This window comes from Sphingobium sp. WR1, from assembly GCF_059693745.1.
On record NZ_JCATID010000019.1, the window covers coordinates 28645 to 40714 of the forward strand.

The 12070-nt window shown below is 65.3% G+C and carries 11 protein-coding genes; 8 read left to right on the forward strand and 3 right to left on the reverse strand.

From position 1 onward, the window contains the following. Window positions 1-16: 16 nt before the first annotated feature. From hflK to AC58EF_RS19750, 5 genes are all read left to right on the forward strand, one after another. Entirely contained in the window at window positions 17-1144 is a 1128-nt protein-coding gene (gene hflK, locus AC58EF_RS19730) for an FtsH protease activity modulator HflK (protein WP_497278097.1), read from the forward strand. Then, window positions 1144-1989 (forward strand): protease modulator HflC, encoded by an 846-nt coding sequence (gene hflC, locus AC58EF_RS19735; RefSeq protein ID WP_497278098.1) that lies wholly within the window; start codon window positions 1144-1146, stop codon window positions 1987-1989. The genes hflK and hflC overlap by 1 nt, the downstream gene beginning before the upstream one ends. A gap of 135 nt (window positions 1990-2124) precedes the next feature. After that, window positions 2125-3633 (forward strand): Do family serine endopeptidase, encoded by a 1509-nt coding sequence (locus AC58EF_RS19740; protein ID WP_497278099.1) that lies wholly within the window; start codon window positions 2125-2127, stop codon window positions 3631-3633. 110 nt (window positions 3634-3743) lie between these two features. Further along, window positions 3744-5375, forward strand: a complete 1632-nt coding sequence (locus tag AC58EF_RS19745; protein ID WP_497278100.1) for a helicase HerA-like domain-containing protein — start codon at window positions 3744-3746, stop codon at window positions 5373-5375. A 34-nt stretch (window positions 5376-5409) separates the two neighbouring features. Further along, entirely contained in the window at window positions 5410-5802 is a 393-nt protein-coding gene (locus tag AC58EF_RS19750; RefSeq protein ID WP_497278102.1) for a hypothetical protein, read from the forward strand. Window positions 5803-6041: 239 nt separating this feature from the next. On the opposite strand, the gene sdhA is transcribed toward AC58EF_RS19750, so the two are convergent. From sdhA to sdhC, 3 genes are read right to left on the reverse strand one after another with little or no spacing between them, the layout of a single operon-like run. After that, window positions 6042-7844, reverse strand: coding sequence for a succinate dehydrogenase flavoprotein subunit (gene sdhA / locus AC58EF_RS19755; RefSeq protein ID WP_497278103.1), 1803 nt, complete (start codon window positions 7842-7844; stop codon window positions 6042-6044). Further along, window positions 7844-8233, reverse strand: coding sequence for a succinate dehydrogenase, hydrophobic membrane anchor protein (sdhD, locus tag AC58EF_RS19760; protein ID WP_497278104.1), 390 nt, complete (start codon window positions 8231-8233; stop codon window positions 7844-7846). Before sdhD ends, sdhA begins: the two co-directional genes overlap by 1 nt. Further along, window positions 8233-8628, reverse strand: coding sequence for a succinate dehydrogenase, cytochrome b556 subunit (gene sdhC / locus AC58EF_RS19765; protein ID WP_497278105.1), 396 nt, complete (start codon window positions 8626-8628; stop codon window positions 8233-8235). The genes sdhD and sdhC overlap by 1 nt, the downstream gene beginning before the upstream one ends. A 218-nt stretch (window positions 8629-8846) precedes the next feature. Between sdhC and AC58EF_RS19770 the strand changes: the two genes are divergently transcribed. The 3 genes from AC58EF_RS19770 (at window position 8847) to AC58EF_RS19780 (ending at window position 12022) form a co-directional block, all read left to right on the forward strand. Then, window positions 8847-10139, forward strand: a complete 1293-nt coding sequence (locus AC58EF_RS19770) for a methyl-accepting chemotaxis protein (RefSeq protein WP_497278107.1) — start codon at window positions 8847-8849, stop codon at window positions 10137-10139. A gap of 149 nt (window positions 10140-10288) precedes the next feature. Then, on the forward strand, window positions 10289-11284 hold the full coding sequence (locus AC58EF_RS19775; protein WP_497278109.1) for a 50S ribosomal protein L11 methyltransferase: 996 nt from the start codon (window positions 10289-10291) through the stop codon (window positions 11282-11284). An 18-nt stretch (window positions 11285-11302) separates the two neighbouring features. Beyond that, window positions 11303-12022 (forward strand): dienelactone hydrolase family protein, encoded by a 720-nt coding sequence (locus AC58EF_RS19780; RefSeq protein WP_497278110.1) that lies wholly within the window; start codon window positions 11303-11305, stop codon window positions 12020-12022. The last annotated feature ends 48 nt before the right edge of the window (window positions 12023-12070 follow it).

The window sequence follows — 12070 nt, forward strand, 5'->3', positions numbered from 1 at the left end:
TCCTATAGAAGAGGCCATGAGAAGAATATTCGGGTGGATGCCCGCGATCACAACGATGGTCCAAGGCCCATGGGGCGGAAAGAATGACGGACCGGACGGGGACGGACAGAAGGGCGGCGACGGCGGCCCGCGCAATCCGTGGACCCAGCCGGGCAAGCCGTCCGGTGGACAGAAAGGCCCGTCGGCGATCGAGGAACTGCTGCGCCGGGGCCGCGAAAGCTTCGGTCAGGGCGGTGGCGGCCAGGGCGGCGGCTTTGGCGGCCTGCCCCCGCGCGCGACCGGGCGGGCGCTCTGGCCCATCGCCATCGGCATATTGGTCGTCCTGTGGCTGGTGCTGACCAGCTTTCACCGGGTCGGCCCCCAGGAGCGCGGCGTCGTCACCCTGCTTGGCAAATATAGCCGCACCCTTTCCCCCGGCATCAGCCTGACCCTGCCCGCCCCGTTCGAGGCGGTGAGGACGGTCGATGTCGAGGAAATCCGCACCATCGACATCGGATCGGTGAGCGCGGAGAGCGAGAATCTGGTGCTGACCGGCGACCAGAATATCATCGACCTCGCCTATTCGGTGCGGTGGAACATCCGCAATCCCGAACTCTATCTGTTCCAGCTGTCCGACCCGGACACGACAGTGCGCGAAGTGGCGGAAAGCGCGATGCGCTCCGTTCTGGCGAGCGTGAGCCTGGACGATGCGCTGGGCGCGGGCCGCACCACCATCGAACAGCAGGTCGAACAGCGGATGCAGGAGATATTGGACGGCTATAAATCGGGCATCCGCATCCAGGGCGTCGCGATCAAGCAGGCCGATCCGCCGACGGCGGTCAACGATGCGTTCAAGGCGGTATCCGCCGCGCAGCAGACGGCGCAGACCTATCTCAATGAAGCGCGCGCCGCCGCGCAGCAGGTGACGGCCAAGGCGCAGGGCGAGGCCGCGGCCTTCGACAAGGTCTATGAGCAATATAGGCTGTCGCCCGACGTGACCCGCCGCCGCATGTATTATGAAACCATGGAGGGCGTGCTGTCGAACGTCGACAAGACCATCGTCGAGGGCGGCAATGTGACGCCCTATCTGCCGCTGCCCGAACTCAGGCGCCGGGCGCAGCAGGCCACGCCCGCCGACGCCGCGAACAGCACGGAGGCCCAGTGATGTCCATCCTGCGCCATCCCGTCGCCCTCGCCATGATCGCGCTCGTCGCGCTCATCATCCTGGGCAGCACCATCGCCATCGTACCCGAAACCAAGCAGGGGGTGATCGTCCGCTTCGGCGATCCGAAGGACATCATCAACCGCTACCGGCCCAATGAGAGTTTCGGCCATACCGGCGCGGGGGTGATCTGGCGCTGGCCGTTCATCGACCAGATCGTCTGGATCGACAAGCGCGTGCTGTCGGTCGAAATGGAGCGGCAGCAGGTGCTGTCGACCGACCAGCTCCGCCTGCAGGTCGACGCCTTCGCCCGCTACCGCATCGTCGATCCGCTGCGCATGTATATCGCGGCGGGCAGCGAAGAGCGCGTGTCCGACGCGCTGCGCCCGATCCTGGGTTCCGCGCTGCGCAACGAACTGGGCAAGCGGCCCTTCGCCGCGCTGCTCAGCCCCGAACGGGGCCAGGTGATGCAGAATATCGAGGCTGGCCTGAACCGCGTCGCCCGCCAATATGGCGCGGAGATCGTCGACGTGCGCATCAAGCGCGCCGACCTGCCCGATGGCACGCCGCTGGAAAGCGCCTTCACCCGGATGCGCACCGCGCGCGAGCAGGAAGCGCTCACCATCCGCGCGCAAGGCGCCAAGCAGGCGCAGATCATCCGCGCGGAAGCGGACGCCAACGCCGCGCGCATTTATGCCGAAAGCTATGGCAAGGACCCGCAATTCTACGATTTCTACCGGGCCATGCAGAGCTATCGCTACACCTTCTCGCCCGACCGGAGCGGGCAGACCAACATCATCCTGTCGCCGGACAATGAGTTCCTGCGCCAGTTCCAGGGAGGACGTTAAACTTTCGTCATCTTCCCTAGCGGATCATTACGGAACCAGCGTCATTCAATGAGGGTTAAGGCAAGGCGGCGCATGTCAGGACATCCTAAAAGTCCCGCCTTCCATTCCCTGAAGATCTGAAGAGGACCGTCACGAGTGCGTTACGCTTATGCCATCACCGGCGCCCTGCTGCTCGGCGGCACCGCCATCGCCGTCACCACCAGCTCCAATGTCGGCGCCCAGGTCGCGCAGAATGAGGGATTGCAGGCGGCGGCCCCGGCAGGCGCCCCGGCAAGCCTGGCCGACATGGTCGAAAAGCTCCAGCCCGCCGTCGTGAATATCTCGACCAAGCAGCGCGTGCAGGTGCAAAATCCCTTCGCCGGTACGCCCTTTGGCGAGTTGTTCGGTCAGGGACAGGGCGGCGGTCAGCCGCAGACCCGCCAGGCCCAGTCGCTGGGTTCGGGCTTCATCATCTCGGCCGACGGCTATATCGTCACCAACAACCATGTCGTGTCCGCCGGGACGGAGGGCGCGAGCGTCGAGCAGATCACGGTGACGCTGACCAATCGCGAGGAATATACCGCCAAGCTGGTCGGCCGCGATCCGGCGACCGATCTGGCGGTGCTCAAGATCGATTCCCGCAAGCCCCTGCCCTTCGTCAAGTTCGGCGACAGCACCAAGGCGCGCGTCGGCGACTGGGTGGTCGCGATCGGCAACCCCTTCGCCCTGTCGGGCACGGTGACGGCGGGCATCATCTCCGCCGTGCACCGCGGCACCGGCGGCACCTATGACAAGTTCATCCAGACCGACGCATCGATCAACCAGGGCAATAGCGGCGGCCCGATGTTCGACATGCGCGGCAATGTGATCGGCATCAACAGCCAGATCCTGTCGCCCTCGGGCGGCAATGTCGGCATCGGCTTCGCGATCCCGTCGGAACAGGCCGCTCCGATCGTCGATACGCTGCGCAAGGGCCAGAGCGTCAGGCGCGGCTATCTCGGCGTGCAGATCAGCCCGCTGGGCGAAGATATGGCCGATTCGCTGGGCCTCGCCAAGAATAGCGGCGAGTTCATCCAGGGCGTCGAGCCGGGCAAGGGCGCGGACAAGGCCGGGATCAAGGCAGGCGACGTGATCGTCAGCGTCGCCGGCCAGGAAGTGACCGCCGATCAGAATCTGTCCTCGATCGTCGCCAACCAGGCCATCGGATCGCGCGTGCCGATCGTCCTCATCCGTAACGGCCAGCGCATGACGGTGAACGCCGTTGTGGGCGAGCGCCCGTCCGAAGATGAACTGAACAGCTTCGCCCAGCAGCAGGGCGACGAGGATTTCAGCCAGCAGCCGCAGAATCCGGGCAAGGCGACCAGCCAGGCGCTTGGCATTTCGGCGATCCCGCTGACGCCCAGCATCATCCGCCAGCTCGGCATCGCCGCCGACACGCGCGGCATCGTCATCACCGCGGTCGACGCCTCCACCGATGCGGGCGCCAAGGGCCTGCGGCGCGGCGACGTCATCATCACCGCCAACAGCCGCCCGGTCGCCAGCCAGGCGGATCTGGACGCGCAGGTGAAGGCTGTGTCGGACCAGGGCCGCAACGCCATCCTGTTGCAGGTGCTGCGCCGCGGCCAGCCGGCAATCTTCCTGCCGGTGCGCCTGCGCGACAAATAAGGGAGATGCCTCTTCCCTTGTGGGGGAGGAAGATGTGCGGTTTATTCCGTCATCCCCGCGCCCCTTCGGGTTGCGAGGATGACGGATTTTTTCGTTGGGGAAGGATCGGGATGAGCGACGGTATCTTCATCGGCCTTGGCGCGCCGGACAAGGATGGGGGTATTCCCCAGACACTGAACCTGCGCCGCGCGAACCGCCATGGCCTGATCGCGGGCGCGACCGGCACCGGCAAGACGGTGACGTTGCAGGGCATTGCCGAGAGTTTTTCGGCGCTGGGCGTGCCGGTGTTCATGGCCGATGTGAAGGGCGATCTGGCCGGCATTTCCATGGCCGGTTCCCCCACCGCAAAAAATGCCGACAAGCTGGTGGCGCGCGCGGCAGAGATCGGCATCGCCGATTACAGCTATGCCGACAATCCCGCGATTTTCTGGGACCTTTATGGCGAACAGGGCCACCCGATCCGCACCACCGTCAGCGAGATGGGACCGCTGCTGCTGGCGCGCCTCATGGGCCTCAACGAAACGCAGGAAGGCGTGCTGTCGATCGCCTTCAAATATGCCGACGAGGAAGGGCTGCTGCTGCTCGACCTCAACGATTTGCAGGCGATGCTGGCCTATTGCGCGGAAAATGCCGACACGCTGTCCGCCCGATATGGCAATGTCACCAAGGCGAGCGTGGGTGCGATCCAGCGGCAGCTGCTCCAGCTGGAAAGCCAGGGCGGCGACCATTTCTTCGGCGAGCCGGCGCTCGACATCCATGACATGCTGAAGGTCGATGAAAAGGGGCGCGGCTATCTCAACATATTGGCGGCCGACAAGCTGATGCAGAGCCCCAAACTCTATGCGACCTTCCTGCTGTGGCTGCTGTCCGAACTGTTCGAGACGCTGCCCGAGGTGGGCGACCCGGACAAGCCGGTGCTGGTCTTCTTCTTCGACGAGGCGCACCTGCTGTTCGACGACGCGCCCAAGGCGCTGACCGACAAGATCGAGCAGGTCGTGCGGCTGATCCGGTCCAAGGGCGTGGGCGTCTATTTCGTGACCCAGAACCCGATCGACATCCCTGAGGATGTGGCCGGACAGCTCGGCAACCGCGTCCAGCACGCGCTGCGTGCCTTCACCCCGCGCGACCAGAAGGCGATCAAGGCGGCAGCGGAGACGTTCCGCATCAACCCGGACCTGGATGTCGAAACCGCCATCACCGAATTGAAGGTCGGCGAGGCGCTGGTGTCGCTGTTGCAGGAGGACGGATCGCCCGGCATCGTCCAGCGCACCCTGATCGCCCCGCCCCGGTCGCGGCTGGGCCCGGTCGAGGCGAAGGAGCGTGCGATCATCCAGTCCATCTCGCCCTGCGCGGGCAAATATGACACGGCCGTCAACCGGGAGTCGGCGGAGGAGATATTGGCGGCGCGCGGACAGGCCGCCGCCGCCGCCGCGCAGGCGTCCAAGGCCCAGGCGGAAGCCGACAAGACCGCCGCTGCGCAGGCCAAGGTCGAGGCGAAGCAGCGCGAGGCGGAGTTGAAGGAACAGGCGCGGCGCGAGGCCGCAGAAGCGCGCGAGGCGGCCAGGCCCAGCGGCTTCGACAAGGCGATCCAGTCCGCCACCCGCTCCGCCGCCTCCTCGGTCGGACGACAGGTCGCCAATGAACTGGGCCGGGCGGTGTTCGGCGGGTCGAGCCGCAAATCCTCCTCAGGCGGAATCGCCGGGAAATTGGTGCGCGGCATATTGGGCAGCCTGTTCAAATAGGCTATCATCGCGGCGAAACAGGGAGATGATCGACATGAAAGCGACAGCGATCTGGACAATCCCGGCGCTCATGCTGACGGTGGCGTCCGCCTATGCGCAACTGGTTATCCGTCCAGGTGACGTCGTGGCGGCGGCGATCGTCAGCGACATCGCTGCCGACCGTCAGGCGCAGCGCGACGCCCGGCAGACGCCCTATGCCTCGCCCGGTTACGGCTCGATCGCCACGGCGGACGCGGCCCGCGATGCGTGCTCGGCCAAGGCGCTGTATCAGGCCGGCGCGTCGGCCCGGCTGATCGGACAGGCCCAGGCCAGCACCATGTCGACCGGCTGGGAGGTCGAAGGCACGATCGCGGCATCGGACGGCGACATCCCCTTCGTCTGCTCGGTGCGCAACGGATCGGTGAGCGGCGTGCTGCTGCGGCGGTAAGGGGCGCGGGAATGACGTGTAAGGGTGGGTAGCGGAACGTCGGCCCTTCTTCTCCCCTCCCCTTCAGGGGAGGGACCGGGGAGTTTATCCTCTCGGGCGCGCGATCGGGCCAAAAACACCGACGACATTGTGAACTTCGTAGGAAAATCGACGGTCCGCCGAACCGATCGTCAGATCGCCAAAGAAAAAGGGCGGACCTTACGGCCCGCCCCTTCGCATTTTCGGCCTGCGGGCGCGTCTTAATAAACGCGCGCCTTGGGCTTGATATATTCCGCTTCGTCGGTGAGCGTATAATCATGGACCGGACGATAATCGAGCGTCACCTTGCCGCCCGATCCGCCCCAGCCTTCGAACCAGCTGATCGTGTGCTTCATCCAATTCTCGTCGTCGCGGTTCGGGAAATCCTCATGCGCGTGGGCGCCTCGGCTTTCCTTGCGGTTTTCCGCGCTGACCATGGTGCAGACCGCCTGGCTCATCAGATTGTCCAGTTCCAGCGTCTCGATCAGGTCGGTGTTCCAGATCAGCGAGCGGTCGGAGACGGCGACGTCTTCCATGCGCTTGTTGACCTGTTCCATCTTCCTGACGCCTTCGGACAGCAGTTCGCTGTCGCGGAACACGGCGGCATGTTTCTGCATGGTATGCTGCATTTCGAGACGGATCTGCGCCGTGGGCGTGCCGCCCTTGGCATTGCGATATTTATCGAGACGCGACAGCGCCAAGTCCGCGGCATCGGCCGGGAGCGGCCTGTGCGGCGCGTTGGGCTTCAGATTTTCCTTGAGATGCAGACCAGTGGCGCGACCGAACACGACAAGGTCGATCAGCGAGTTGGAGCCGAGGCGGTTCGCGCCATGGACCGACACGCAGGCCGCTTCGCCGACCGCATAGAGGCCCGGCACCACGACTTCGGCATCGTCGCCCTTCTTCGTCACCACCTGGCCATGATAGTTACAGGGGATGCCGCCCATATTGTAATGGACGGTCGGGGTCACGGGCAGCGGCTGACGGGTGAGGTCGACGCCCGCGAAAATCTTGCCGCTTTCGGTGATGCCCGGCAGGCGCTCGGCCAGCACCTTGGGATCGATATGGTCGAGGTGCAGGAAGATATGGTCCTTGTTCGGACCCACGCCCCGCCCTTCGCGCATTTCCATCGCCATCGAGCGCGAGACGACGTCGCGCGACGCCAGATCCTTCGCCGACGGGGCATAGCGCTCCATGAAGCGCTCACCCTCGGAGTTGGTGAGATAGCCACCCTCGCCGCGCGCGCCTTCGGTGATGAGCACGCCCGCGCCGTAGATGCCGGTCGGGTGGAACTGCACGAACTCCAGATCCTGGAGTGGGAGGCCCGCGCGCAGCACCATGCCGCCGCCGTCGCCGGTGCAGCTGTGCGCCGAGGTGGCGGAGAAATAGGCGCGACCATAGCCGCCGGTCGCCAGCACCACGGCATGGCTGCGGAAGCGGTGGATGCTGCCATCCTCCATGCAGATGGCGATGACGCCACGGCATTCCCCATTTTCCATGATCAGGTCGATGGCGAAATATTCGATGTAGAAATCCGCGTCATATTTCAGCGACTGCTGATAGAGCGCGTGCAACATGGCGTGGCCGGTACGGTCGGCGGCGGCGCAGGTGCGCTGCACCGGCGGGCCGGCGCCCATATTCTGCATGTGGCCGCCGAAGGGGCGCTGGTAGATGGTGCCATTCTCGTTGCGGCTGAACGGCACGCCGGCATGTTCCAGCTCGATGACCGCCGCCGGTGCCTCGCGCACCATATATTCGATCGCATCCTGGTCGCCCAGCCAGTCCGACCCCTTGACGGTGTCGTACATATGCCAGGTCCAGTGGTCGGGCGAGTTGTTGCCCAGCGACGCGGCGATGCCGCCCTGCGCCGCCACGGTGTGGCTGCGGGTCGGGAACAGCTTGGTGATGCAGGCGGTCTTGAGGCCCGCTTCGGCGCTGCCCATAGTCGCGCGCAGGCCCGAGCCGCCCGCGCCCACCACCACGGTGTCGTAGCTGTGGTCGATGATCTTGTAGGCGTCGCTCATTATTTGACGATCCCCGTGAAGGCGATCTTGGCGATCGCGAAGACGCCCGCGGCTGCGCCGCCAAAGGCATAGAAGTTCAGGAGCAGCATGGACAGAAAGGCCAGGCCCTTGTCATGGACATAATCCTCCATCATCACCTGCATCCCCAGGCGCAGGTGCATGAAGATGCTGACCACCATCAGCATCAGCGGCACCGCCACCAGCGGATTGTGAATCCAGTTCACCACGCTTTCATAATCGAGGCCGGGCAGCGCGATCAGGCTGAAGAGCAGCCACAGCACCAGCAGCAGATTGCCGATGGCGGTGTAGCGCTGCGCCAGCCAGTGATGCGCGCCATGGCGGGCCGAGCCAAGACCGCGGACGCGGCCGATTCCGGTTCCGGTTCCCATCAGAATTTCCCCGTGCAGATCGCGGCCCAGAAGGCCAGCGTGGCGAGAGTGGACAGGACGTAGGTCAGCAGCGACCAGATCTTGTTGTTCTTCAGTTCATAGCCAGCGCCCATATCGAGCACGAAGTGGCGCAAACCGGAGAAAAGATGCTGGAAGAAGAACCAGCTGAGGCCCGCCATCACCAGATAGCCGATCGGCGAGGTCGCGCATTTGACGAAGGTTGCATAGGCTTCCGGCCCGGTGGCGGCGGCTATCAGCCACCAGATGAGGCCGAGCGCGCCGGCTGTGGCCAGGCCATTGCCCGTCACCCGGTGCGTGATGGAGACGGCCATGGCCGGCCCCCATTTCCAGATCGTCAAATGCGGCGAGAGTGGCCGGCTGGTGGAACGCGCCATGTCTACCCTAGTCCCTGATACTTGTCCCTGAGTCCGCTCCCCTTAGGAGCGAAGAGGCGAGAGGGCAAGCCGCACGGGAAAAGTGCGACGGCAGGTTCGAATAAGGATGAATTAACCAAAGGCCGTTATCCCAGCCGACCAAAGGTTCGCGCATTTTCGAGGGGCATCCGAGTAACATGAATTTCGCCGAGTCATTCCGGATCGTGACCGCCAGCAATATGGCCAATTCCGACCTGACCGACAGCATCGCCCCCGAGGCGCTGGAAATTCACGCGATGATCCGGGATTCGCTGCCGCTCGTCACGCGCACCTTCTTCGACAGCTATGTCGCCGATGCCAATCTGCGCCAGCATTTGAGCGAAATCGCCCTGCACAAGATCGAAATGGAAACCGCGCGCTATATCGAGGAGAAGCTGGCGAATTTTTCCGCCGGCGCCTGGATCGAGATGGCGACCAATTGCGTCCGCCACGCCAGCAAACATGGCTTCCCGGTGCAGGCGGTGCTGACCGCCGTGGCCCGATCGAACGAGAAGATCGCCGATCTGGTGTGCGACCGTTGCTGGGACGATCGCGACCGTTGCCAGCGGCTGCTGCGCACAATCCATCGCCTGTCCTCCATGGACATCGCGATCATGAGCAACGTGCTGGCGCAGGATGTCGCCGAATCGCAGAAGGCCGAACGGCAGCGCTATGGATCGCTGTTCGAACAGCGCATCGTCGGCGAGATCGACGGCGCGTCGAAACTGGGCGAATCGCTGCGCGAACAGGCCAAGGATGCGTCGGCCGCCACGCGCGGCATGTTGGGCAAGGCGTCCGAAGTCGCCGCCGCCGCCGAACAGTCCGCCCTCGCCATGCGCGAAGCCGCCCGCACCTCGGCCGGTCTGATCCGCGCGATCGAGGACGCCCGCACCGAAGTAGAGGGCGCCGCCGACGTCGCCCAGCGCGCCGCGCGCCAGTCAGGAGATGCCGTCACCATGTCCGCCACCCTGTCCGAACATGCCAAGTCGATCGATTCGATCCTGGGCCTGATCCGCGATATTGCGGGCCAGACCAACCTGCTCGCGCTCAACGCCACGATCGAGGCCGCCCGCGCGGGCGACGCAGGTCGCGGCTTCGCGGTCGTCGCGCAGGAGGTGAAGAGCCTCGCCAACCAGACCGCCCGCGCCACCGACGAGATTGCCGGCAAGATCGCCGACATCCAGATGTCGACGCGCCAGTCGGTCGAGACCAACGAACGCATCCGCGACACGGTGGGCGAGGTCCAGGCCAGCGCCGAACGCATCCGTCACGCCATGGACGCGCAGGCGCAGACCGTCACCATGATCACCGCCGCCGTCGATGAAACCGCGCTGGCCGCCGATTCCATGTCGACCACCATCTCGGCCATCCGCCAGGATACCGAAGTGGTGGCGTCGGAAATCGACCAGCTGGAGCGCGGCTTCATGAGCGTCGAGGAGAAGCTGGCCAGCCTGCGCCATGCCTCGTCCGACTTCGGCCGGCAGGTCGCCTGATCGCGGACATACGCCGTTCGTTTCGAGCGAAGTCGAGAAACGGCAGCGCCAAGCCCTCGTTTCTCGACACGCTCGAAACGAACGGACACACTTCAAGGCTACCCGCCAAATACTTTCCCTCCTCCCTTCGCTGGTCTAAAGGCGGCGGGATGAACGACGCCGTCCCGTCAGCGCAAAGCTGGAAAGTCACCCTGCCCTGCACCCGCGCCGAAGCGGAGGCGCTGGACGGGGACATTGCCGCCTTCGCCCTGATGGATCGCCCGCCGGTGCTGATGACCAGCGAGGCGGAACCGGACGATGAGGACAAGTGGCAGCTCGACGCCTATTTCGAGGGCAAGCCCAGTGCCGCCGCCGTCAAGCTGCTCAAGACATTGGTGCCCAGCGCCGCCGGGGTGAAGCCGGTCGTGGAACCATTGCCCGATGCGGATTGGGTGACGCTGAGCCAGCAGGGCCTGGAAGCCGTGACCGCAGGCCGTTTCCATATTCGAAACCTCGCCAGCGATCCCGAACGGCCCGGCCACAAGAATCTGCTGATCGAGGCAAGCCGCGCCTTCGGCACCGGTCAGCATGAAACCACGGCCGGTTGCCTGATGATGCTCGACCGGATGCGCCGCGTAGGGATGCGCGCGCGCAATGTTGCCGATATCGGCACGGGCACCGGGCTGCTCGCCTTCGCCGCGCTGCACCTGTGGCCCCACGCCTATGCGATCGCGTCGGACATCGATCCGGTCGCGGTGGAGATCAGCGCCGATAATGCCCGCGCCAATGGCGTGGCGCTGGGCGACGGGCCGGGCCAGCTGGCGCTCGTCGCCGCCGCCGGCGCGGATCATCCGGCGCTGATCGGCCGGGCGCCCTATGACCTGCTGATCGCCAATATCCTGGCCGGGCCGCTGATCGAACTGGCGCCGGCGCTCTGCGCGCTGGTCGAGGATGGCGGGACGATCATCCTCGCCGGATTGCTCAAGGAACAGGCAAGCGCCGTGCTGGCCGCCTATCGCGCGCAGGGGATGCGCCTTGCCGAGCGCAGCAACCGGGGCGACTGGCCGACCCTGCGCCTGCGCAAGCGGCCCAGCATCGGCTGGAAACGCCCCCGCCGCCTCAGCGCCGGCGCGCGGGGCGAGGCGCCCGGCTTCGGTAGTATCTAGACAGCGAGGTAGACAATCATGCGCATCACCCGCAACGTCATCGTGCAGGACATCGGCGGCGAACCCTTTGAACATATGGCGGTTTTCGACGCAACCGACACAGGCCAGCGTCCCGGCATCCTGCTCTTCCCCAATGTTTTGGGCGCCAAGGAGGCTGATTTCATCCGGGCGGAAATGATCGCGGCGCTCGGCTATGTCGTGTTCGTCGTCGATATGTTCGGCCAGGGCAAACGCGCCACCCGCGCCGACGCCGACCCAGGGCGCTACATGAACGAACTGAACGCGGATCGCGCGATGCTGCGCGACCGGGCGAACGCCGCCCATGCGCGGATGAAGGCGGTCGACGAGGCCGATCCGGCGCGCACGGCGGCGATCGGCTTCTGCTTCGGCGGCCGCTGCGTCCTCGACCTCGCCCGCAGCGGCGCGGACATAGCTGGGGGCGTCAGCTTCCATGGCGTCTATCAGGCCCCGCCCTTCCCCAACGCCGCGATCACCGCAAAGCTGCTGATCTGCCATGGCTGGGACGACCCGATCGCCCCGCCCGAAACCACCGTCGCGCTGGCGAAGGAGCTGACCGAGGCGGGCTGCGACTGGCAGATCCATGCCTATGGCGGGACCGGCCACGCCTTCACCGACGAATCGGTCAACATGCCGGAAAAGGGGCTGGCCTACAGCGCCGACGCCGACCGGCGCAGCTTCAGGGCGATGGCGGATTTTCTGGGCGAACTGTTCGGTTAAGGCAGGGCGGCCTTAACTTTGATCCGTTCGTTTCGAGCGCAGTCGAGA